The 23,461-nt window shown below is 53.9% G+C and carries 25 protein-coding genes; 7 read left to right on the top strand and 18 right to left on the bottom strand.

Annotated elements, in window-relative coordinates; genetic code table 11:
• Positions 1-50 precede the first annotated feature (50 nt).
• Positions 51-1,397, bottom strand: a complete 1,347-nt coding sequence (locus ACJJIK_RS17810; protein ID WP_444929584.1) for a phosphomannomutase — start codon at positions 1,395-1,397, stop codon at positions 51-53.
• Complete coding sequence (gene galU, locus ACJJIK_RS17805; RefSeq protein ID WP_444929583.1) at positions 1,394-2,245, bottom strand: UTP--glucose-1-phosphate uridylyltransferase GalU; 852 nt, start codon at positions 2,243-2,245, stop codon at positions 1,394-1,396. The genes ACJJIK_RS17810 and galU overlap by 4 nt, the downstream gene beginning before the upstream one ends.
• A 318-nt stretch (positions 2,246-2,563) precedes the next feature.
• On the opposite strand from galU, the gene fabA reads away from it, so the two are divergent.
• Entirely contained in the window at positions 2,564-3,088 is a 525-nt protein-coding gene (gene fabA / locus ACJJIK_RS17800; protein ID WP_444943476.1) for a 3-hydroxyacyl-[acyl-carrier-protein] dehydratase FabA, read from the top strand.
• A 67-nt stretch (positions 3,089-3,155) separates the two neighbouring features.
• On the top strand, positions 3,156-4,379 hold the full coding sequence (fabB, locus tag ACJJIK_RS17795) for a beta-ketoacyl-ACP synthase I (RefSeq protein ID WP_444929581.1): 1,224 nt from the start codon (positions 3,156-3,158) through the stop codon (positions 4,377-4,379).
• A 59-nt stretch (positions 4,380-4,438) separates the two neighbouring features.
• On the opposite strand, the gene ACJJIK_RS17790 is transcribed toward fabB, so the two are convergent.
• The 4 genes from ACJJIK_RS17790 to ACJJIK_RS17775 form a co-directional block, all read right to left on the bottom strand.
• Positions 4,439-5,287, bottom strand: coding sequence for a sugar nucleotide-binding protein (locus tag ACJJIK_RS17790; RefSeq protein ID WP_444943475.1), 849 nt, complete (start codon positions 5,285-5,287; stop codon positions 4,439-4,441).
• Positions 5,288-5,302: 15 nt separating this feature from the next.
• Complete coding sequence (gene ssb / locus ACJJIK_RS17785) at positions 5,303-5,926, bottom strand: single-stranded DNA-binding protein (RefSeq protein ID WP_444943474.1); 624 nt, start codon at positions 5,924-5,926, stop codon at positions 5,303-5,305.
• Positions 5,927-6,097: 171 nt separating this feature from the next.
• Positions 6,098-7,249, bottom strand: a complete 1,152-nt coding sequence (locus tag ACJJIK_RS17780) for an MFS transporter (protein WP_444929578.1) — start codon at positions 7,247-7,249, stop codon at positions 6,098-6,100.
• 90 nt (positions 7,250-7,339) lie between these two features.
• A complete protein-coding gene (locus ACJJIK_RS17775; RefSeq protein ID WP_444929577.1) occupies positions 7,340-8,746 on the bottom strand; it encodes a mannose-1-phosphate guanylyltransferase/mannose-6-phosphate isomerase in 1,407 nt (468 codons plus the stop codon).
• A gap of 159 nt (positions 8,747-8,905) precedes the next feature.
• On the opposite strand from ACJJIK_RS17775, the gene uvrA reads away from it, so the two are divergent.
• From uvrA to ACJJIK_RS17750, 5 genes are all read left to right on the top strand, one after another.
• Positions 8,906-11,731 (top strand): excinuclease ABC subunit UvrA, encoded by a 2,826-nt coding sequence (uvrA, locus tag ACJJIK_RS17770; RefSeq protein WP_444943473.1) that lies wholly within the window; start codon positions 8,906-8,908, stop codon positions 11,729-11,731.
• Between the two features lie 265 nt (positions 11,732-11,996).
• The gene (pxpA, locus tag ACJJIK_RS17765) at positions 11,997-12,740 is read left to right on the top strand and encodes a 5-oxoprolinase subunit PxpA (RefSeq protein WP_444943472.1); all 744 of its coding nucleotides are present in this window, start codon (positions 11,997-11,999) and stop codon (positions 12,738-12,740) included.
• A complete protein-coding gene (gene pxpB / locus ACJJIK_RS17760; protein ID WP_444943471.1) occupies positions 12,737-13,456 on the top strand; it encodes a 5-oxoprolinase subunit PxpB in 720 nt (239 codons plus the stop codon). The genes pxpA and pxpB overlap by 4 nt, the downstream gene beginning before the upstream one ends.
• Positions 13,457-13,468: 12 nt before the next feature.
• Complete coding sequence (locus ACJJIK_RS17755; protein WP_444929573.1) at positions 13,469-14,446, top strand: biotin-dependent carboxyltransferase family protein; 978 nt, start codon at positions 13,469-13,471, stop codon at positions 14,444-14,446.
• 346 nt (positions 14,447-14,792) lie between these two features.
• Positions 14,793-16,247 (top strand): pectin acetylesterase-family hydrolase, encoded by a 1,455-nt coding sequence (locus ACJJIK_RS17750; protein ID WP_444943470.1) that lies wholly within the window; start codon positions 14,793-14,795, stop codon positions 16,245-16,247.
• Positions 16,248-16,299: 52 nt separating this feature from the next.
• On the opposite strand, the gene ACJJIK_RS17745 is transcribed toward ACJJIK_RS17750, so the two are convergent.
• From ACJJIK_RS17745 to rpsE, 12 genes are all read right to left on the bottom strand, one after another.
• Positions 16,300-16,935, bottom strand: a complete 636-nt coding sequence (locus tag ACJJIK_RS17745) for a hypothetical protein (protein ID WP_444943469.1) — start codon at positions 16,933-16,935, stop codon at positions 16,300-16,302.
• A 132-nt stretch (positions 16,936-17,067) separates the two neighbouring features.
• Positions 17,068-17,325: a YeaC family protein gene (locus ACJJIK_RS17740; protein ID WP_444929570.1), complete on the bottom strand. Its 258-nt coding sequence runs from the start codon at positions 17,323-17,325 to the stop codon at positions 17,068-17,070.
• A gap of 70 nt (positions 17,326-17,395) precedes the next feature.
• Positions 17,396-17,782, bottom strand: a complete 387-nt coding sequence (rplQ, locus tag ACJJIK_RS17735; RefSeq protein WP_108731671.1) for a 50S ribosomal protein L17 — start codon at positions 17,780-17,782, stop codon at positions 17,396-17,398.
• 123 nt (positions 17,783-17,905) lie between these two features.
• Positions 17,906-18,910 carry a DNA-directed RNA polymerase subunit alpha gene (locus ACJJIK_RS17730; protein ID WP_444929569.1) on the bottom strand — a complete coding sequence of 335 codons (1,005 nt, stop codon included), beginning with the start codon at positions 18,908-18,910 and terminating at the stop codon, positions 17,906-17,908.
• Positions 18,911-18,954: 44 nt separating this feature from the next.
• Positions 18,955-19,575, bottom strand: a complete 621-nt coding sequence (gene rpsD / locus ACJJIK_RS17725; protein ID WP_108731669.1) for a 30S ribosomal protein S4 — start codon at positions 19,573-19,575, stop codon at positions 18,955-18,957.
• A gap of 15 nt (positions 19,576-19,590) precedes the next feature.
• Complete coding sequence (gene rpsK / locus ACJJIK_RS17720; RefSeq protein ID WP_020411406.1) at positions 19,591-19,980, bottom strand: 30S ribosomal protein S11; 390 nt, start codon at positions 19,978-19,980, stop codon at positions 19,591-19,593.
• Positions 19,981-20,067: 87 nt separating this feature from the next.
• Positions 20,068-20,424, bottom strand: coding sequence for a 30S ribosomal protein S13 (gene rpsM, locus ACJJIK_RS17715; protein ID WP_282934388.1), 357 nt, complete (start codon positions 20,422-20,424; stop codon positions 20,068-20,070).
• 344 nt (positions 20,425-20,768) lie between these two features.
• Entirely contained in the window at positions 20,769-20,885 is a 117-nt protein-coding gene (gene rpmJ, locus ACJJIK_RS17710) for a 50S ribosomal protein L36 (protein WP_010133825.1), read from the bottom strand.
• Between the two features lie 41 nt (positions 20,886-20,926).
• Positions 20,927-22,273, bottom strand: a complete 1,347-nt coding sequence (gene secY, locus ACJJIK_RS17705; RefSeq protein ID WP_444929568.1) for a preprotein translocase subunit SecY — start codon at positions 22,271-22,273, stop codon at positions 20,927-20,929.
• An 11-nt stretch (positions 22,274-22,284) separates the two neighbouring features.
• Positions 22,285-22,719, bottom strand: coding sequence for a 50S ribosomal protein L15 (gene rplO / locus ACJJIK_RS17700; RefSeq protein WP_108731666.1), 435 nt, complete (start codon positions 22,717-22,719; stop codon positions 22,285-22,287).
• A gap of 1 nt (position 22,720) precedes the next feature.
• Complete coding sequence (rpmD, locus tag ACJJIK_RS17695; RefSeq protein ID WP_020411402.1) at positions 22,721-22,906, bottom strand: 50S ribosomal protein L30; 186 nt, start codon at positions 22,904-22,906, stop codon at positions 22,721-22,723.
• Between the two features lie 38 nt (positions 22,907-22,944).
• Positions 22,945-23,451, bottom strand: a complete 507-nt coding sequence (rpsE, locus tag ACJJIK_RS17690; RefSeq protein ID WP_444929567.1) for a 30S ribosomal protein S5 — start codon at positions 23,449-23,451, stop codon at positions 22,945-22,947.
• Positions 23,452-23,461: the final 10 nt, after the last annotated feature.

Here is a 23,461-nt window from a genome sequence, read left to right as displayed (position 1 = left end):
AAACAAAAAAGCCCCGCATTTGCGGGGCTTTTTATACGAGAAAAAAGGCATCAGCCGATCAGCTGAAGAAGCTCCTCTGTTTTTTCCCGCATCAACACCTCATCTCCCCGGGATTCAACATTCAAGCGAACAACCGGCTCAGTATTTGACATACGCAAATTAAAGCGCCACTCGGGATAGGCAACGCTCAGCCCATCTACGTGCTCAACACTGTCAGCTGCGGGGCCATACTTTTCTTCCGCCGCCCTTAACAGCGCTGCGGCATCCTCAACTTTAGAGTTGATCTCTCCCGAGCAGGGAAAAGCAGCCATGCGCTCGCCGACGAGCTGAGATAGCGATTTACCACTGCGGCTCACCAACTCCGCAACTAATAGCCACGGGATCATACCGCTATCACAATAGGCAAAATCGCGGAAATAATGATGCGCACTCATTTCACCACCATAAATGGCGTCTTCCTTGCGCATACGCTCCTTAATAAAGGCGTGACCGGTTTTACTCTGCACCGGCTCCCCGCCCGCAGCCTGGACAATATCCTCGGTATTCCAGAGCAGGCGCGGATCATGTACGACTTTGGCGCCACTGTTTTTTACCAGGAAAGCCTCCGCCAGCAAGCCAACAACATAGTAACCTTCGATAAAATCGCCATTTTCATCGAAGAAAAAGCAGCGATCAAAATCACCGTCCCAGGCGATGCCAAAATCAGCGCCACTTTCACGCACGGCCTTAGCGGTTGAGTGGCGATTCTCGATCAGTATTGGGTTGGGGATTCCATTGGGGAAGTTGCCGTTGGGCTCGTGGTGAACACGCACAAATTCAAATGGCAGCTGCGGAGCCAGCACATCCACAACAGCACCTGCACCGCCATTACCGGCATTCACCACCAATTTTAGTGGCTTCAGTGCGGTGCTATCGATATATCCCAGTAAGTGCTGTACGAAATCAGCGCGGTGCTCGAAGCGCTGCAAACTCCCTCGCTGCTCAACGGCGGGGAAATTGTTCTCTTCGGCCAGGCGCTTGATATCCAGTAAACCGGTATCACCGCTGATCGGACTGCTCCCCTCACGCACAAACTTCATACCGTTGTAGTCCATAGGGTTGTGGCTGGCAGTCACACAAATACCGCCGTCAAAGTCCCCATGGAAATTGGCAAAGTACACTTCTTCGGTACCGCACTCACCGATATGGAATACATCGGCGCCGGCATCGCGCAAACCATTCACCAATGCGTCGGTGAGTTCGCCGCTGGTCAAACGAATATCATGTCCCACCACAACGCGGCGGGCCCCCAGAAACTGGGCAAAGGCGCGGCCCACCCGATAGGCAACGTCGGAGTTGAGCTCATCGGGGACACGGCCGCGAAGGTCGTAAGCCTTAAAGCAAGTCAGCTCATTCATTGGCCCTTACCCCCCTCTGCCTGCTCTGGCAGATACACGTTTTCATAAACGTGGTTAGTCGCGTCGATAAACCCTTCTACAGAGCCACAATCAAAGCGGCGCCCCTTAAAGGCATAGGCCAGCACACAGCCCTGCTGGGCCTGCGCCATCAGCGCATCGGTAATTTGAACCTCACCATTTTTACCCGGTGGAGTATCGCGAATCAGATCAAAGATATCCGGTGTCAGAATATAGCGACCGATAATTGCCATATTGCTGGGGGCATCTTCTGCGGCGGGCTTCTCGACCATATCGGTAACCTGGTACAAGTCAGGTTTAATTTCGTTACCTGCAATAACTCCAAATTTATGGATATGCTCCTTTGGCACCTCCTCTACAGCGACAATACTGCAGCGGAACTGCTTATACAGCTGGACCATTTGCGCCAAAACACCCATATCCTCATTCAGGCACAGATCATCCGCCAGCACGACTCCGAAGGGCTCGTCACCAACCAGGCGGTGTCCCTGTAAAATTGCGTCTCCCAGGCCCCTCATTTCCCCCTGGCGCGTATACGAGAAACTCGCACTGTCGATTACTTGGCGCACGGAATCCAGGTAGCGCTCTTTACCGGTACCGGCAATTTGCTGTTCCAGCTCGAAATTGGTATCAAAATGATCCTCAATGGCACGCTTACCACGCCCTGTAACAAAGCCGATCTCGGTCAGCCCGGCCTCGATAGCCTCTTCGACACCGTATTGAACCAGGGGCTTGTTAACCAGCGGCAACATCTCCTTAGGCATAGCTTTGGTGGCAGGAAGAAAACGAGTGCCGTAACCGGCGACAGGAAATAGGCATTTTTTGAGCATTATGCTCCCCCAATCAATGTTTTATCAGCGCGCCCCCGCGCAGGGATGGCAACTTATCATAGCGCCGCTATGCGAACACTTACACACGAACCCGATAAACTTGCCCCAAAGTGTGAATTTCCCGAAGGTAAAGCCAAAATTCAACAAACCAGCAAAGGGAGTTTATAAGCTAAATAGGCAGTAGTTGTGAAGGCAACACTGGCGCCAGTCACAAAAATTGCCCTGACTGACTGGACAAGCGATACACAGCCCTTAGAATGCCCGCTCTTGCAAAAATGTCCATTGTCAATTGCATAACCACCCATTAGCGGGGAAATGATGAGTAATTTTGTACAAAAAAGTGAGTACTCCAGAGAGGAGCTCCTGACCTGCTCTCGCGGCGAGATGTTCGGCCCAGGCAACGCCCAGTTGCCGGCTCCCAATATGTTGATGCTGGACCGGATCACTCACGTCTCCAAAGATGGCGGCGCATTTGGCAAGGGAGAGCTGATTGCCGAACTCGATATTCACCCCGATCTGTGGTTCTTTGACTGCCACTTCCCCGGTGACCCCGTAATGCCCGGGTGTCTGGGCCTGGACGCCATGTGGCAGCTGTTGGGCTATTTCTTAGCCTGGAAAGGCAATCCCGGTCGCGGCCGTGCACTGGGCTGTGGTGAAGTTAAATTTACAGGCCAAATCCTGCCCACCAGCAAAAAGGTGACTTACCATATCCAAATGAGCCGGGTTGTTGAGCGCAAGCTTGTTATGGGAATTGGCGACGGCAGTGTCTCTGTGGATGGCAGGGAGATTTACACCGCAAAGGATCTTCGCGTAGGCTTATTTACCCGCACGGATAATTTTTAAACTCGTTTAAGACTAATACCGGTAGAAACCATCTGTCCTCTGCCGACAAGTTATGCTGGAGATCACTATGCGTCGGGTCGTCATTACCGGAATGGGCATCACTTCCTGTATCGGTACCAACATTCAAGCAGTCACTGAGTCACTAAAAACTGGCCGCAGCGGTATTCGCTTCCAAGAGGAATACCGGGAACTCGGCCTGCGCAGCCATGTGGCTGGACCTGTGGACATCGACTTCAAAGAGCATATCGATCGCAAGCAACTGCGCTTTATGGGCGATTCAGCCGCCTATGCCTACATAGCCATGCGCGAAGCTATCGAGATGTCCGGCCTCGAAGAGACCGATGTATCCAACCCGCGCACCGGCATTGTGATGGGCTCTGGGGGCACATCCACCCAACAGATTATTGATGCCGCACATACCCTGAAGGAGAAAGGTGTGCGCCGCGTCGGCGCCTACCGCGTCCCCCAGGTAATGGGCAGCACCGTATCCGCATGCCTCGCAACCCCCTTCAAAATTAAAGGGGTCAACTACAGTATTTCCTCTGCCTGTGCCACCAGCGCCCACTGCATTGGCCACGGCGCCGAGCTAATCCAAATGGGCAAGCAGGATGTCGTCTTTGCCGGTGGCGGTGAAGAACTCGCCTGGAGCCTTACCCACCTGTTTGATGCCATGGGCGCCCTGTCGAGTAAATACAACGACAACCCAACCCACGCCTCCCGCCCCTACGATGCCGATCGCGATGGCTTTGTGATCGCCGGCGGCGGTGGCTGCCTGGTACTGGAAGAAATGGAGCACGCCCTGGCGCGCGGTGCGACCATCTATGCGGAGTTGACCGGTTACGGCGCAACTTCCGATGGTTACGATATGGTTGCACCCAGTGGTGAAGGCGCCGCCCGCTGTATGCAACAGGCCCTGGCCGGCATGGATGGCAAAGGTCTGCAAGGCGAGGTGGACTACATCAACACCCACGGCACCTCTACGCCCGTGGGCGATATCGCCGAATTAAAAGCCATGCGTGAGGTCTTTGGGGATAAGGTTCCAGCATTTGCCTCCACCAAGTCGCTTACCGGCCACTCCCTGGGAGCTGCGGGGGTTCAGGAAGCTATCTACAGCCTACTGATGATGCAGAACAACTTTATTGCGGCATCGGCTAATGTAGAGAACCTCGACCCTGCTGCCGAGGGAATGGACCTGGTCAGCGAGCTTCGCGAGACAGAGGTGAAGCGGGCTATGTCCAACAGCTTCGGCTTTGGCGGCACCAATGCCTGTCTGATATTCGATAAAATCTGAGCAAAATAAAAAGGGCGCCTCAAGGCGCCCTTTTTACTGGCCGTGTAACAGCAATCACACTATTCCGCTGCCGCGTGCAAGCGCTCCAGCCACAGCTCAACTTGACGTGTCAGTCCCTGTCGCCAACTGCGCTGCTGAATGCCAAAGACATCCCGCAGCTTGCCACACGAAAGTACAATACTGCGATCCCGCTTTTCATCCTCACCCCCAGGTGCCGCGAATTGGGCCAGGCGCTCTTCGTCGTAAAAAGCCTGGGCGCGCTCGACAACCTCAAGGGCAAACTCTATCTCTGTACAGCTGTCCGAGCTGCCGTAGTGGAATACGCCTGTGGCAGTAGCGCCGCTGGCAAGCTGCTGGGCAACGGCCACCGCAACACGGGCCATATCCACTACCGTCACCGGATTGCCGCTGTCGCTCCCATCCAGGGCCAGGGGCTCAGCGGAGACAAAATCCCGCAAAATGCGCCCCAGCAAAGCATCGGGGCCACTATCCACCATCCAGCCAAAGCGCAGAATCGTCAGGTTTTGCAACCCACTAAACGCCTCTTCACACGCCAGCCACTCGCGCCCACTCAAAGACTGGGGCTCCGCCGGTTCATCCTCGTCATAGCGACGGCGCTCACCGCCGGAGAATACCCGACAGGATGAGAGGTGAATAATATGTTCACAGGGCGCAGCACAAAGCTGCTCACTCACCTGTAGCGACTCCGACATACCCCGATTATCGGCGCAGGCAGAGGCATTAACCACTATTGAACCGGGTCTCAACTGGTCGATTTCCCCGGGAGCCAGCTGCTGGATGCGAAAGCCCGCGCGCTGCAATCGCTTCTGCAACGCGCCGTCAATCTCATTGCCCGCAGTGATAATGGCGACGGTATCCGGCATATAGCCTGTATTCAATTCAGACACAGGTCAATCCAGTTCTCAGAAGGGAATATCGTCGTCAAAGCTATTATCGAAACCACCGGTAGGGGCCTGGTTTGGCTGTTGCTGGGGCTGCTGGTTAGCTGGTGCCATCGGTGCGGGAGCGGTACGCCCCTGCTGTCCGTAAGCGTCCTGGCCGCCCTGCTGCTGGTAGCCACCCTGGAAACCGCCGCCCTGCTGGTCAAAACCTCCAGAACCACCCATGGACTGGCCACCCATCTGACCACCCGCAGCTGCGCCCATACCAGCGCCGCCCATACCCTGGCCGAAACCGCCCTGCTCACCGCGACCGTCCAGCATCTGCATTTCGCTGGCGACAATTTCAGTGGTGTAACGGTCCTGGCCGCTATTCTTATCCTGCCACTTGCGGGTGCGCAGGGAGCCCTCTACATAAACTTTGGCGCCCTTGCGCAGGTACTCACCGGCGATCTCAGCCAGGCGGTTAAAAAACACCACGCGGTGCCACTCAGTGCGCTCCTGCTGTTGACCGGTTTGCTTGTCCTTCCAGCTCTCACTGGTCGCCAAGCTGATATTGGTAACAGCGCCGCCACTGGGCATATATTTGGTTTCCGGGTCATTTCCCAGGTTACCGATCAGAATTACTTTATTAATACCCCTGGCCATCGCCCTCTCCTCTCCTCGACCCGGGCTCCACCCGGGGCAATAAACTATTTAAGTGATCAATTAAACGATCAAGTGTTTTGATACGCCGCCAGCACAGGATTGCGCCAGCAGCAAATATTGTATTTATATCCAGTAGGATACAATAGCGGCTCGCTGTTAGTAAGTACTACCTCAACGCTTATCCCGCAGGGCCCACCACAACAACATCCACACCAGCAGCACCGCCAAGCCCAGCCCGGCAACTGCCGAGGCGCCCCCCAAGCCAAATAGCAAGCCACCCAGGCTGCCGCCGACAAAGGTGCCAAAGAACTGTAGGGTCGCGTAGAGCCCTGTAGCTGCACCTCTCGCCTCCGCCGGGGCCTTCCGCGTCAATTGTGCCGGCAGCAGGGCCTCAAGCAGATTGAAACCGATAAAGAATACCGTCAGCGAGACAACCAACAGCCAGCTGCTTGCACACAGCAGGGCCGCACTGCCACCGATCAAAGCCAAACCGGCAAAGTTAAGTGCGAGTGCTACCCGGTCACTTTTCTCCGCCACCCTCATCAGCGGCAACATCACCAGGAAAGTGCCGAACATTAACGGCCCATACAGCTTCCAGTGTTCATCTGCCGGCCACTCCAACCTGTCGACCAGTACCAGTGGCAGGGCGACAAATAGCGCCGTGAGCAACAAGTGGGAGAAAAAGGCTCCGGACACCAAGCGCCAAACAAGGCCGTTTTTAACTACGCTATGGAAGCCGCTGCCATAAACCGCCGGACGCCGCGCTACCTCTGGTGTCGGCACCAAACGCCAGACCAGCAATCCGCCCAGTAGCGCCAGACCCGCCGTCACCCAGAAAATCGCCGGCAAGCCGCCAACACCGGCCAGCGCCGGCCCCAATATCACCGCCAGCATAAACGCGACGCCGATCGAAGCCCCGATAATTGCCATGGCAATACCGCGCTTTTCATCGCGGGTTAAATCGGCCACCAGCGCCATCACCGCAGCGGCAATCGCGCCACAGCCCTGTAGTACCCGCCCCGCGATTAGGCCGTAAACCGAGTCCGTCAGCGCAGCGATAACGCTACCCAGGGCGAACAGCGCCAACCCCGTATAAATAACCGGTTTGCGCCCCCAGCGATCGGACAGGAGCCCCAGGGGAATTTGTAGTATCGCCTGGCTCAGACCATAGGCGCCCATTGCCAGTCCCAGCAGCATGGGCGTGCTATCGCGATAGCCCTCGCCGTACACAGTGAGAACCGGCAGGACCATAAACAGGCCCAGCATACGAAAGACATACAGGGAAGCCAGCCCACCCAGGGCACGGCGCTCAATGGAATTCATGCAAATCCCGGAACAGCATCAAATAGGGCGCGCATTGTACAGTGAGCCGCCTCCCGGCTGTAGGGGAAACAGCACAACTTTTATCCACAGCTAGTTGCGACCGTACTCATCATCGAGTCGGACAATGTCATCCTCCCCGAGATAACTGCCGGATTGCACCTCAATCAGCTCTAGGGGAATCGTGCCGGGGTTCTCCAGGCGGTGCACCACCCCCAGGGGAATATAAGTCGATTGGTTCTCGGTGATCAGGACCTCTTCTTCGCCCCGGGTAACCTTGGCAGTCCCCTGCACCACAACCCAGTGTTCAGCGCGGTGGTGGTGCATTTGCAGGGATAGCTGCTGACCCGGCTTTACCACGATACGCTTCACCTGGAAGCGCGGCCCCGCATCAATCGAATCGTAGTAGCCCCAGGGCCTATACACCTTGCGATGCCTTTGGGCCTCACTGCGGCCAGTGCTCTTGAGCTTGCCGACCAGTTTTTTGACTTCCTGAACCCGCTGCCGGTCGGCAATTAAAAGCGCGTCATCGGTATCCACAACTACTAGGTCGGATACGCCGAGAAGGCTAACCAAGCGGCTCTCACCACGCACCAGACAGCGCTGGGAGTCTTCTAGCAACACATCGCCCTGGAGCAGGTTGTCATTGGCATCGCGTTTAGCCAGCTCCCACAGCCCCTGCCAGGAGCCCACATCGCTCCAACCCGCATCCATGGGCACTACCGCAGCGGACTCCGTCGGCTCCATCACTGCATAGTCCACAGATTCATCGGCACAGGCAGCAAAGGCCGCTCTATCCACCCGGGTAAAATCCAGGTCCCGGACGGCGCTCTGATAGGCACTGCGACAGGCCGCGAGAATATCCGCACGGTATCGCTCCAGCTCCTCCAGATAGCGGGAAGCGCGGAACAGGAACATACCGCTGTTCCAGGAGTAATCACCGGATGCCAGGTAAGACTCTGCGGTTTCAGCGTCCGGTTTTTCGACAAACTCCGCCACTTTCCAGGCCGTTGCCGCCAAGTTATCCCCGCGTCGAATGTAGCCGTAGCCGGTCTCCGCCCGGGTCGGCACAATGCCAAAGGTCACCAGGTGCCCCTGCTCCGCCAGGGTTCGAGCCGACTCTACAGACTCTTGAAAGTTTGCCTCATTGGCAACGGCGTGATCTGCCGGCAGCACTAACAGCAAGGGGTCTGTGCCGGACTCCAGGGCTGCCAGGGCAGCCAGGGCGATAGCCGGCGCGGTATTGCGCGCGCAGGGCTCCAGCAAAATAGACTGGGCCCCGTGGCCGATTTCCTGCAATTGCTCGGCGGCGGCAAAGCGATGCTCTTCATTGCATACCAGGATCGGCGCCTGTAACTGCTCAATGCCCTCCAGGCGCCGCACAGTCGCCTGCAACATTGTTTCGCCGCCGATAAGGGGTAGGAACTGCTTGGGGTAGGCCTCGCGAGAGAGTGGCCACAGGCGCGAGCCGGTACCACCACAGAGAATCACAGGAATCATCAAATGCTATCTGCCTGAATGTCGGGTATTGCGAAAGACAATTTTCGCACATCAGGTGGCGAGTTTATACTTGACTGTTTTTCCGGCACCGCAGTTGTGATCGCCCCGCGCGGAGCAAGTCCGAGGCCCGGCCCCGTATTAGCAGCATATAGGTAGAGTGTGGACACGATTTATGTAAGGGGTGCTCGCACCCACAACCTGAAGAATATCGACCTGGATATTCCCCGCGATAAACTGATCGTTATTACCGGCCTATCCGGTTCCGGTAAATCCTCCCTGGCCTTCGACACCCTCTACGCCGAGGGGCAGCGCCGCTATGTGGAATCCCTCTCCACCTACGCGCGCCAGTTCCTATCGATGATGGAAAAGCCGGATGTGGATACTGTCGAGGGGCTATCGCCGGCCATTTCTATCGAGCAGAAGTCCACCTCTCACAACCCACGCTCCACCGTGGGCACCATCACCGAGATCTACGACTATCTGCGGCTGCTGTTCGCCCGGGTCGGCGAACCCCGCTGCCCCGAGCACGACGAACCCCTGCAAGCCCAGACGATCAGCCAGATGGTGGATCAGGTACTGGCTTTACCGGAAGGCAGCAAAATTATGTTGCTGGCGCCGGTAGTTCGCGATCGCAAGGGTGAGCACCAGCACGTGTTTGAACAACTGCGCCGCGACGGGTTTGTGCGGGCACGGATCGACGGGGTTACCTGCGACCTGGACGACACCCCCAAGCTGGATAAGCGCCGCAAGCACACCGTTGAGGTGGTAGTCGACCGCTTTAAGGTGCGCGAAGATCTGCAACTGCGCTTGGCGGAGTCCTTTGAAACCGCTCTGAATCTCACCGACGGCATCGCCTCCATCAGCTTTATGGATGGGGACCAGGAGGACCGTCTGTTCTCCGCCCGCCACGCCTGCCCGGTGTGCGACTATTCACTGGATGAGCTGGAACCACGCCTATTTTCCTTCAACAACCCCGCCGGGGCCTGCCCCAGCTGTGATGGCTTGGGGGTCAAGCAGTTCTTCGATGAAGACAAGGTGATTATCGATGCGGAAAGCAGTATTTCCGAGGGCGCCATTCGCGGTTGGGACAGACGCAATATCTACTATTACCACATGCTCGACTCCCTCGCCGAACACTACGGTTTCGATCTGGATAAGCCCTGGAAAAAATTACGCAAAGCCCACCGCAAGGTTATATTGCAGGGCAGTGGCGACGAAGAAGTCGACTTCAGCTACGTCAACGATCGCGGCGATGTCACCGTGCGCCAGCACACCTTCGAGGGCATTATTCCCAACTTTCAGCGCCGCTACCGGGATACCGAGTCCCAATCGGTTCGGGAGGAGCTGGCCAAGTACCTGAGCACACAAAAGTGCCCAGAGTGTCACGGCACCCGCCTGCGCCGCGAGGCCCGCCATGTCTTTGTGGATAACCGTACCCTGGCGCAAATTACCGAGCTGCCGGTAGGCGATGCGTTCGAGTACTTCGACCACGAACTGACTTTTAAGGGCGCTCAGAAAGAGATTGCCGATAAGATTCTCAAAGAGCTGCGCGATCGATTCCGCTTCCTCGTCGATGTCGGCCTGAATTACCTGACCCTAAACCGCAGTGCCGAAACCCTGTCCGGCGGTGAGGCGCAGCGCATCCGCCTCGCCAGTCAGATTGGCGCTGGCCTCGTGGGGGTTATGTATATTCTCGATGAGCCCTCCATCGGTTTGCACCAGCGAGACAACGAGCGCCTGCTCAATACCCTCACCCACCTGCGCGATCTCGGCAACACCGTGATTGTGGTGGAGCACGACGAGGATGCCATTCGCAGTGCTGACTTTATTGTCGATATCGGCCCCGGTGCCGGTGTCCACGGTGGAGAGGTTGTGGCAGCGGGCAGCGCCAGTAAAATTGCCAAGTGTAAAAAATCCCTCACCGGCCAATACCTCTCCGGCAAAAAGAAAATTGCCGTCCCAGAGGAGCGTTACGTCCCCGACCCGGACTACCTGCTGCGCCTCGAAGGCGCCAGCGGCAACAATTTGCAGGATGTCGACCTGGAGATCCCAGTAGGATTATTTACCTGTGTCACCGGTGTATCCGGCTCCGGTAAATCCACACTGATTAATACAACCCTGTACCCGCTCGCCGCCACAGCACTCAATAAGGCCACAACCCTTAAGGCTTCCCCCTATAAAGCGGTACACGGCCTGGAGCACTTCGACAAATGCGTGGATATTGATCAGAGCCCTATCGGGCGCACGCCCCGCTCCAACCCGGCAACTTATACCGGTATTTTCACCCCCATTCGCGATCTGTTTGCCGGCACCCAAGAGGCCCGTTCGCGGGGCTATAAACCCGGGCGCTTCAGCTTTAACGTCAAGGGGGGCCGCTGCGAGGCCTGTCAGGGCGATGGCGTAATTAAAGTGGAAATGCACTTCTTACCGGATATTTATGTCCCCTGTGATACCTGCCACGGCAAGCGCTACAACCGCGAGACCCTGGAGGTGCACTACAAGGGCAAAAATATCCACGAGGTTTTGGAAATGACCGTGGAGGATGCCCGGGAGTTCTTTGATCCCGTGCCCGCAATCGCGAAGAAGTTGCAAACCCTAATGGATGTAGGTCTGTCCTATATCAAACTGGGGCAGGCCGCCACCACCCTCTCAGGTGGTGAAGCCCAGCGGGTAAAACTCTCCCGCGAACTCTCCAAACGCGACACCGGACAGACCCTGTATATCCTCGACGAACCCACTACCGGCCTGCACTTTGCCGATATCCAATTGCTGCTGGACGTTCTGCACCGCCTGCGCGATCACGGCAATACTATCGTAGTGATCGAACACAATCTGGACGTAATAAAAACTGCGGACTGGATTGTAGACCTGGGCCCGGAGGGTGGCTCTGGCGGCGGGCAAATTATTGCCACAGGGACACCCGAGGACGTCGCAGAAATGGACATTTCCCATACCGGACATTTCTTAAAAGCAATGCTGGATTAACCGAACAAGAAAGGATGCCGGCCTAGAGCTCGGCATCCTTTGTTATCAATTTATTTAAGAATAACGACTAGACAGGCTCGATAAAATATGAGGCTTTTAAATCGCGAACACTTGAATTTAGTTGTCGCGGTAAGTGCAATTATGATTTCTCTGGTATCTTTCTATGCCACCTACTTACAAGCCAGTGCCCCAATGACCAAGCATCTTAATAGACAGGCCCCTAGCATTTAAACCAACTCCAATTTAGTACGATCGGGATGCCACAGTGAATATCGATATCAACTGCGATCTGGGTGAAGGTACGGATTTACACAGCTGTGATAGGGACGCTCAAATCATGCCGTTTATTTCCCGCTGTAATATAGCGTGCGGTGGTCACGCCGGCACCCCAGCTATCATGGCCAGATCTATAGAAAATGCACTACAAAATAATTTAAAAATTGGCGCTCACCCCAGCTATCCCGACAGGGATAATTTTGGTCGAAAATCGCTAGACATCCCACAAACAAAATTACTCGACTCTCTCTGCGAACAAATAGATCGATTAGAAAATATTGCACACCAGCTTGGAGCCAAGCTCGACCATATCAAACTACACGGCGCTCTCTACAACGATGCAGAATCAAACAGAGAAATGGCCAAAAGTATCACCACCCTATTTAATAAACGCTACCCATCTCTAAAGGTTTTGGGCTTAGCCAATGGCGCCATGCAGCTCACCGCCCCCCATAAAGCATTTATTCGCGAAGGCTTTATCGACAGGCAATATCTGAGCGACCACCAACTCGCGCCTCGCTCACTGAGCAACGCGGTTATTAGCGAGATAGAAAGGTGCCTGGAGCAGGCAACTTGCCTGGCAAAGGGGTTGGAGTTTAAAGATTACCACGGCGGCAAATTACTATTTTCCGTAGACACCCTCTGCCTTCACGGTGATAACCCCCAGGCGCCCGCTATCGCCAGACAACTCTATCAACACCTCAACACCAATGGTGTGAGTATAGTTCGATGACACACTCCAGCCCGCCAACACTGATTGCCAACGGGGATTGTGCGGTAGATATTCGCTTTCCCGGACAGCCCAGCAAGGCACTTAGCCGGACAATTATCGACTTAAGAGCAGCGCTGTTAGATGAAGATCAAGCAGGTATTATCGATATTATTCCCGCATATCAGTGCCTGACCGTTATTTTCAGCCCGGCTCTATGGGAGCATAAAGCCCTATGCCAACTACTCAGTAAAACTATCGGGGATTTTCTCCGCAACCCTCCCCCACCCCCCGACAAGCCTCGTATAGTGCGTATTCCTGTATGCTACGAGGAGGGCTTTTCTCCAGATCTGGAGATTTTAGCTAGGCACAGCAAACTATCCCCACAGGAAATTATCAGGCGGCACAGTGCACGACGTTACTTAGTGCATATGCTGGGCTTTACCCCAGGCTTTTTATACCTTGGCGGGCTTGACCCAAAGCTCTACTGCCCAAGAAAAGAAACCCCCAGAACAAGAATTCCCGCAGGTGCAGTGGGTATTGGCGGAGAGCAAACCGGTATCTACCCCCAGGCCACACCGGGCGGATGGCAAATTATTGGCCAGACACCGCTCAATCTTTTTCAACCAGCAAAGCCCTGCCCCTTTATCGCTGCGCCCCTAGATGAAATCGAATTTTACCCAATAGATACCCGGCAATTTCAGCAACTCTCACAGAGCGCCAAAAACAACCTCTCCTAACAAGGAAAATTTATGGGCATTCGCTTTATTCGCGCGGGGTTACAGACAAGCATTCAGGACCTGGGGCGCCCGGGATTGATGCACTGTGGAATTCCCTGGGGAGGTGCTGCCGATCCCCTGTCGATGAAAATAGCCAACCTACTACTGCAAAACCCCCTGGGAAATCCGACTTTTGAAATCACCCTGCTCGGACCTAAAATCGAATTTTTATGTAACCTCACTATCGCTATAGCCGGAGGCCAGTTCAGAGGTGCCTTAAACAATAATCCACTGGAAAACTTCCGGACTTACAAGGTTAAATCCGGGGATATCTTAGATATTTCCCAGGCGATCTCTGGCGCAAGAACTTACCTTGCAATTTCTGCAAAAATAGACACACCCGACATTTTAGGCAGCTCGGCAACCCATATTATTAGTCAATTTGGCGCAAACAACGGCAGACCAATAGGCTCCGAAGAGATTATCCCCCTAAAAGAAATTCACCCGACAAAAGAGCTCGGCCTCGAGCCAAGGTTTCACCTCCACTACTCCAAAAATTTACAGCTGCGAGTAGTACCTGGAGCAGAGAGCAAATTATTTTCCAGGGAGTTTATTGAGCAGTTCTACCGGTCAACTTATCCAGTATCCCCCCAGAGCAACCGCATGGGTATTCGCCTATCCGGCAAAAGCGACTGCGCCCCCTATAATATTAAAACCGGCAAAGAGCAGCTGCGATCATCTGGGCTCTACCCCGGCAGTATTCAGGTGCCGGCGGATGGAAACCCTATCATCTCATTTATTGAAGGACAGACTATTGGTGGCTATCCCCGAATAGGTCATATTATAAAATCAGAACTCCACCGTCTGGGCCAGCTATCCCCCACAGACAAAATAGCCTTTCAAAAAATCAGCATTGAAGAAGCACAGGAAATCCTCAAACAGAAGCAGAAATTATTAAATGACTTACAGTGCAGTCTAGGATTCCAATCAAAAGAACCTCTATATATTTAACCCCAACAATAAACAATACTGGCTCTATATTTCCCCAATCAGGCGCCCCAAACCACACAAGAAACTATTGCGCCAAAATATGCGAGTAAATTCCGGTAAACCGAAATAATTTTGAACAGCGTTCTACGTATATCAAAAAAATTGTGACCAACAAGTTTTTAAGCTTATCCTGCTAGACCAAAACAATATTGTTAACTAACCTCATTACGCTTTACCCAAACAGCGATTTGGATTGGCGCACTCCACCGCCCAATCAAAGGGAGCAGGTAAAACTCCAAGCAATAAATTCAGGAGCGGGGAATCGCAATCCAAAGAGAAAACCAACAATACCGACAGGGGACTAATAATGATAAAAATTCTCCGCAGTTTTATCTCGATATTCATATCGATCTCACTACTTATCAGCACGGCCGCCCATGCAGAACCAGGCGACTATAACTTTTGGACAACTCTCAAACATTTACTCAATCCACCCAGCGCCGACGAACCGGTAACCTCACAACAAACTCAGGGAATGTACCCACTAACAATGGACGACCCTGACTTCGATGATGACTTTGATCCCGCAGACTATAATACCTGGCAAAAAATTGATGTCCCTGCCAGCACTGGCGCCATGTGTGGAAACGGTTCAGCCTATAAGTTTTTTGTTCATCGGGTTCCCGATACCAGCAACACTATTTTTTACTTTGAAGGTGGTGGCGCCTGCTGGGATTATGAGAGCTGTTCAGGGCAAACCGGCATTCGCGGCGCCCGCAATCCCAATGGCATTCCCGACGACTACCTCAGCAATGTACACCTGTTAGATTTCACCAATCTCGACAACATTGCCACTGCCGGGGTCTCCCCCTTAATTTACACTCACCACCCCTACGACCAATACAAAACCGGTGAATGGAATATGGTTTATGTCCCATATTGCACCGGGGACATTTATGTCGGGGATAAAACAGAAATATACGCAGATAGTAGCGGCGAAAACCCAGATCTTATCTGGCACCACAATGGATTGCGCAATGTGCAAGCTGTAACATCCTGGGTCAAGAATAATTTACAGAAGCCCAAACAAATGCTCGCGACGGGATGTAGCGCGGGCAGTATTGGCGCCCTGCTAAACTATTCAAAACTGCGCGAGGATATGGACGTTGACTACGGTTATCTGCTCGACGATTCCGGCCCTCTTTACCAGGCTCCCCTCGATGGCGAAGACAGCGCCACATTCCCCTCACTGCCACTGCATAAGGAGGTAATCAGCGCCTGGACAAGCTACACGCCGAGCAGTAATCCCAGCGCAGAAAACCCTATCGCCATGCTCTCGGCAATAACTCCCGGATTTGAGGCCAATGAATTAGCATCCATTTATGCAGCCCTATCCAACAAATTCCCCGCTGACCGCCTGGGTATTACCCACTTTCTTGCTGACGGGAACTTCTCGTCTTACTCTTACGAAAGATTCTATGAGGATATTTACAATGATCCAGATGCAGAATCCCGCCTGAATAAATTGCGCCAGCGCTGGCAAAAAGACACCCATGAAAACTTGATTCCACTATTGGAGCAAACCAGCAACTGGGGTTATTACTTCCCCATGTTCCGCAACCTCAATGAGAGCCACTGCACCACCATTATCGATTTAAACTATGGTGAGATTGCTGAGCACGGGCTTGAGCTAGAGGATTTTCTCGACAATATTATCAATCATAACGGCGGCGGGATGATTCGGGCCTACGAAACAGACGACGTCTCAGACTATGAGAATAACACTAACTGGTTCTATGACCTGATCGCCTTATTTATGTAGTAAGAATGGAAGTTCAGCGCTGCCAGCAACTCACTGGCAGCGCTTTGGAAAATTAACTGCCATATACAGACTCGCGAGCTTCCTGCAGGCGCTTGCGCAAGTATTCATCCTTGCTCATACCCTCGGGAAAGGACGTCATCTGCTGAACCTCCTCGACGATAGAGCGCTCCATAGCCTTATAGGAGGAAAAACCGGGCTCCTCGGCGGCGGGATCGTAATCCCTAATGGCTATTTGCGCTTTATCCCGATAAACATTAAATAGCGCTTCTGCCCGGCGGATAAATTCAGTTCGGTCTGGAGTATTTTTTTCCAGCCAGGCCAATTTCATCGAGAGTGCTTCGGAGGCGCTAACACGCGCTTCCCGCTCTATTTTTTCAATGGTATCCCAGGCCTCTTCAGCGGAGAATTCCCCCAGACCGGCAAAGTAATCCTTCAGTGCCTGCTTCACACTCTCCCGATCCAGATAAGCTTGAACACGGGGGTGATTTAACAGCTCTTCGTCTTCAGTATTTTCCAACTGTGGCTGGGGCATACTGTCAGAAATATTCTGTGCTGAGCCACTGTCATCTTTTAGCGGCTTTATTATATGGCGTACTTTCTCCACGCCTGAGCGCACATCAATATCGTAGTGATCGACCGCTACAACGGCGAGGACTGCCACCCCGACAAGAAAAATTAGTTTCTTCATAATTAGTTACCGAGCAAATTAGAAATTATATATTTGCCTATCGCTAACTATCTAAGCAGAGAAATGGAAGGGCATAAAAGGAAATAACGCCCGCTCCAATGAACGGCGCGTCAATATCTTCCCCAGCATCAACTAGCCAACCCAGTTTACAGCCTGCTCATCATCTTTCTTGCCCACGCAGGGCTCATCCTTGGTCTTTGGCGCCACATAACCCACCTGCTGCTCCCTCGGTAGATTGGCGGATTCCCAGTTGGAAACGGCTTCTGCACAGAGGCTGCGTTGCTCAGAAGTTAGCACAACACCATTGGGCCATTTTCCAAGCTCAATAGCCCGCTTTAAGCTACCCACAATCTCCGGGTTCAAACGTTTTAACAACTGCTCAAAAGACATACAAAAATCTCCTTACCGCAAAAAAAAGGCCGGTCTAAGACCGGCCTTCCGTAGCGCTAACTAGCAACGCTTAAGCTTCAGCAGCTTCGTCTTCTACTTGAGGACGGTCTACCAGCTCAACGTATGCCATCGGCGCCTTATCACCAGCGCGGAAACCGCACTTCATGATACGGATGTAACCACCAGGGCGGGCTTCGTAACGAGGACCCAGCTCATCGAACAGCTTGCGCACAGCATCCTTATCACGGATACGAGCGAAAGCCAGACGGCGGTTAGCAACACTGTCTTTCTTAGCCAGAGTGATCAGCGGCTCGGCAACGCGACGCAGTTCTTTGGCTTTGGCCAGTGTGGTTTTGATCAGTTCGTGCTCCACCAGAGAGGCGCTCATGTTCTTGAACATGGCCTTGCGGTGAGCGCTCGTGCGGCTGAATTTACGGCCACTATAGCGATGACGCATGACTCAATTCCTTACGACCTAAGTTGCTGTCACAGCAGGTCGTTCTGGAGCGGTGTCGCGCTAAGCTGTAGCACCGCTCGGGTTCTTTCTACTAGTCGCAGCATCGCCGCGACTACCAAATGCTTACAGGGGGCTTAACTTGCTGTCGCCTTTCAGACTGGCCGGCGGCCAGTTTTCCAGGCGCATACCCAGGGACAAACCGCGGGAAGCCAGTACATCCTTGATTTCAGTCAGAGACTTCTTACCAAGATTCGGCGTCTTCAGCAGTTCTACTTCAGTGCGCTGGATCAGGTCACCGATGTAGTAGATATTTTCCGCTTTCAGACAGTTAGCCGAACGTACAGTCAGCTCCAGATCGTCTACCGGGCGCAGCAGTACCGGATCAACTTCCGGCTCTTCAGCCTTCGGTTGTGCATCCTTCTCGCCTTCCAGGTCCACAAATACTGCGAGCTGTTGCTGCAGGATAGTGGCGGCGCGACGAATTGCCTCTTCCGGGTCCAGGGTACCGTTGGTCTCCAGGTCCAGAACCAGCTTATCCAGGTCGGTGCGCTGCTCTACACGCGCGCTTTCCACGCTGTAGGAAACGCGACGCACTGGGCTGTATGAAGCATCCAGCTGCAGACGGCCAATTGCACGACTTTCCTCTTCCTCGTCACGACGAGCATCGGCGGGCTGATAGCCGCGACCGCGCGCTACAGTGAGACGCAGGTTGAGCTCGACATCACCAGTAATATTGGCAATCACGTGCTCAGGATTAACGATCTCGATGTCGTGATCTACCTGGATATCTCCAGCAGTCACTGCACCTGGGCCCTTTTTGCTCAGGCTCAATACCGCCTGATCCTTACCGTGCATAACAACGGCGATTTCTTTCAGGTTGAGCAGGATTTCAATTACATCTTCCTGCACACCTTCGATCGCGCTGTACTCGTGCTCGACACCTTCGATTTCCACCTCGGTGACGGCGCAGCCCGGCATGGAGGACAGCAGGATGCGACGCAGCGCATTGCCAAGAGTGTGGCCAAAGCCACGCTCCAGGGGCTCCAGAATCACTTTGGCGTGATTCGGATTGTACTCGGTGACGTCAATACGACGCGGTGTCAAAAACTCGTTGACAGCAGTCTGCATAGCCATACCTGTTTACAGTTGCATTCCTTAAAGTGGACTAATTGTTACTTAGAGTACAGTTCCACGATAAGGTTTTCGTTGATCTCTGCCGGCAGATCGACACGATCCGGAGTGCGCTTGAAAGTGCCTTCCAGTTTGCTCGCGTTTACGTCTACCCACTCGACATCGCCACGCTGGGCAGCGAGGGAAACGGAATTCTGGATACGCAGCTGCTTCTTGGCTTTTTCACGTACAGCGATAACGTCGCCTTCTTTAACCTGGAAAGAAGGGATGTTAACGGTAGTGCCGTTTACCAGAATCGCTTTGTGGGAAACCAGCTGACGCGCTTCAGAGCGAGTTGAGCCGAAGCCCATGCGGTAAACCACGTTGTCCAGACGCTGCTCGAGAAGTTGCAGCAGGTTTTCACCTGTAGCGCCCTTCAGACGTGCCGCTTCCTTATAGTAGTTACGGAACTGCTTTTCCAGTACGCCGTAGATACGACGAACTTTTTGCTTTTCACGCAGCTGAATACCGTAGTCGGACAGACGACCGCGACCCGCGCCGTGCTGGCCGGGCTTGGATTCTGCGCGACACTTGGAGTCGTGCGGACGAACACCACTCTTCAGCTGCAGGTCAGTCCCTTCACGACGGGACAGTTTACATTTTGGTCCAATATAACGTGCCATTTTGTCAGCCCCCTCTTACACGCGACGCTTTTTAGGTGGACGACATCCGTTATGCGGGATTGGCGTCACGTCGGTGATGTTGGTGATCTTGTAGCCGCAGTTGTTCAGTGCGCGAACGGCAGATTCGCGACCGGGGCCGGGGCCCTTAACTTCTACGTCGAGGTTTTTCAGGCCGTATTCCTGAGCTGCAGTACCTGCGCGCTCAGCGGCAACCTGGGCTGCAAACGGGGTGCTCTTACGCGAGCCACGGAAGCCAGATCCACCTGCGGTGGCCCAGCTGAGGGTATTACCCTGGCGATCAGTGATCGTCACGATCGTGTTGTTGAACGATGCGTGGATGTGGGCAATACCGTCGACAACGGTCTTTTTGACCTTTTTGCGAACAGTAGTTTTTGGCTTAGCCATACCAGTATCCTAAATCCTGTATCAAATCCCCTCGGCGATTAGCCGGACGGGGCATCTTGAACCGCGATTTCGCGCCTTAGTTAAGGCTTACTTGCGAATCGGCTTGCGCGGACCCTTACGGGTGCGAGCATTGGTCTTGGTGCGCTGACCACGCAGCGGCAAGCTGCGACGGTGACGCAGACCGCGATAACAACCCAGGTCCATCAAACGCTTGATGTTCATGGATATTTCACGGCGCAGGTCGCCTTCCACGGTCAGTTTTGCAACTTCACCACGGATGGTTTCGATCTGCTCTTCAGACAGTTCGCGGATTTTGGTGGATTCAGCGATACCAACCGCTGCCAAAATAGACTTAGCCGTAGTGCGACCAACCCCATAAATGTGGGTCAGGGAGATTACGGCGTGCTTGTGGTCTGGTACATTGACACCAGCAATACGTGCCATAGAGGCATACTCCACGTATTGGAGCCACTGCTTTATATATAAGTATGTGACTCTACTTTGATTTCGGCGCTGACAGCGACTAAAAAACCGGCGGCGCCACCAAAAAGGCGCGCAAGAATAGCTTTTCAGACACTAATTTGCAATAGCCAACGTCCGCAGCGGTCCCCCGAAGCGGATGAAGACGACAGTCAACGCCCCCAGTTGGAAGCTCGCTGTTGCTCACTTCCCACCCCAAAAAGTTCCCGGGGTGTTGCCATCCGATACGGGGCTGTATCGAGTGGCGAATTCTTCCAGCTTTTACAGAGGCGCCCAGAGGGCGCTCTCCGCAAGGGGCTGGCCCCTTCTTAGCCTTGACGCTGCTTGTGACGCGGCTCAGCGCTGCAGATTACCCGCAGAACACCCTTGCGACGCACGATTTTGCAGTTACGGCAGATCTTTTTTACAGAAGCACGTACTTTCATGACCTTACCTCAATTCAATCAAACTGCGAGCAGGTGACGCCCTAGCGACGACCGTAGCTTTGCAGGTTAGATTTTTTCATCAAACCCTCGTACTGGTGTGACAACAGGTGCGACTGTACCTGTGCCATAAAGTCCATCACTACGACTACAACGATCAGTAGTGAGGTACCCCCCAGATAGAAGGGAACGTTAAACCCAACCACCAGGAACTGCGGCAGCAGGGATACCAATGCGATGTATACAGCACCCACCAGGGTGAGGCGAGTCAGCACGCTATCGATATAGCGGGCCGTCTGCTCTCCAGGGCGAATACCTGGCACATAAGCACCGGACTTTTTCAGGTTATCTGCCACTTCATTCGGGTTGAACATCAACGCCGTGTAGAAGAAACAGAAGAAACCAATCAACAGTGCGAACAGAATAATGTTCAGCGGTTGCCCTGGCCCAAGCTGCAACGCCATCCACTGCAGGATCTCTGCACCGAGACCTTCCCCGCCCTGGCCAAACCACTGTGCCAGTGTGGCCGGGAACAGCAGGATACTGCTGGCAAAGATTACCGGAATTACGCCGGCCATATTTACCTTGAGCGGCAAGTGGCTCGACTGCGCAGCCGGAGCTGCGGAGTAACGCCCCGCTTGGCGCCTGGCGTGGTTGATGGTGATGCGGCGCTGGCCGCGCTCCATAACAACCACAAAGAACACTACAGCAAGAGCGATGACGCCAATCATCAGCAGCATGAGTATGTGCAGCTCACCCTGTCTCGCCTGTTCAAATGCCTGGCCGATGGCACCGGGCAAGCCGGCGACGATACCGGCAAAAATCAGCATGGAAATGCCGTTGCCAACACCGCGCTCAGTGATCTGCTCACCGAGCCACATCATAAATACAGCACCAGTCACCAGTGACGTGACCGCCACAAAGTAAAAACCAAACGCCGGCTCAGATGAGTAAGCCAGGTTCTGCCCTGCCAAGCCGAAAGTCATGCCGATACCCTGAATCAGGGCCAGCAATACCGTCAGATAGCGGGTGTACTGGTTGATCTTACGCCTTCCGGCCTCCCCTTCCTTCTTCAGCGCTTCCAGAGAGGGAGTCACCGCGCTCATCAACTGCATGATGATGGACGCGGAGATGTAGGGCATGATGCCCAGCGCCAGAATACTCATCCTTTCCAGGGCGCCGCCTGAAAACATGTTAAACAGGCCAAGAATGGTTCCCTGGTTCTGATTAAACAGGTTTGACAGCTTTTCCGGATCAATGCCGGGCACCGGAATATGTGTCCCCAGACGATAAACAAGAATCGCTAGAAACAGAAAACGAAGGCGAGCCCAAAGCTCGCCCAATCCCTTGCTGTTGCCCAGGGGATTTCCACCGGATCCTGGTCGTGCCATTGGCGCCTCGATTAGTCTTCTATTTTACCGCCAGCAGCTTCAATCGCTGCCTTTGCACCTTTGGTAACTCCCAGACCCTTAACGGTAACAGCTTTGGTCAGCTCACCTGAGAGGAACACTTTGGCGCGTTTAATATGGCTGCCGATGATATCGGCATTCTTAAGCGCTGCCAAATCGATTACGTCATTTTCTACCTTCGCCAGCTCAGCCAGACGTACTTCTGCGGTGAAGCGAGAAACACGCGCGGTGAAACCGTACTTAGGAAGACGCTTCTGCAAAGGCATCTGACCGCCTTCGAAGCCCGGACGAACACTGCCGCCGGAACGCGCTTTCTGACCTTTGTGGCCGCGGCCACCGGTCTTACCCAATCCACTACCAATGCCGCGACCAACGCGCTTGGCGCTGTGCTTGTGGCCCGGTGCAGGAGACAAGTCGTTCAAACGCATGTTATTCCCCTTCAACCTTAACCAGGTAGTTAACTTTATTGATCATGCCGCGCACGGAAGGAGTATCTTCCACTTCCACTGTGTGGCCGATACGGCGCAGGCCCAGACCCGCAACGCACGCCTGATGACTTTTCAGGCGTCCGTTGATGCTTTTGGTCTGGGTCACTTTAATGGTCTTTTTAGCCATGGTCTTAACCCACCAATAACCTTAAATCCGGGCTGTGATTAGCCCAGAATCTCTTCGACAGATTTACCGCGCTTGGCAGCGACATCTTCCGGGCTCTGCATTTGCTCCAGAGCTTTGAAAGTTGCACGTACGACGTTCACCGGGTTGGTGGAGCCGTAACACTTAGCCAATACGTTGTTTACGCCAGCCATTTCCAGTACGGAGCGCATAGCACCGCCGGCAATTACACCGGTACCCTGGGAAGCGGGCTGCATGTAAATCTTGGAACCGCCGTGGCGACCATTGGTAGCGTACTGGATGGTGTCACCATTCAGATCTACCTGGATCATGTTGCGGCGTGCAGCTTCCATCGCCTTCTGAATCGCTACAGGCACTTCACGCGCCTTGCCGCGACCGAAGCCGACACGGCCATTGCCATCACCAACGACAGTCAGTGCGGTAAAGGCGAAGATACGACCACCTTTAACAGTCTTGGCAACGCGGTTGACCTGGACCAGCTTCTCCTGCAGGCCTTCGTCGTTGCTTTTGTCTTTCTCTCTAGCCATAACTCAACCC

This window comes from Microbulbifer regidiadema (SeqCode) (assembly GCF_052466995.1).
Note: the sequence above shows the minus strand (reverse complement) of the source record. Positions and strands in the feature narration are given on the sequence as shown.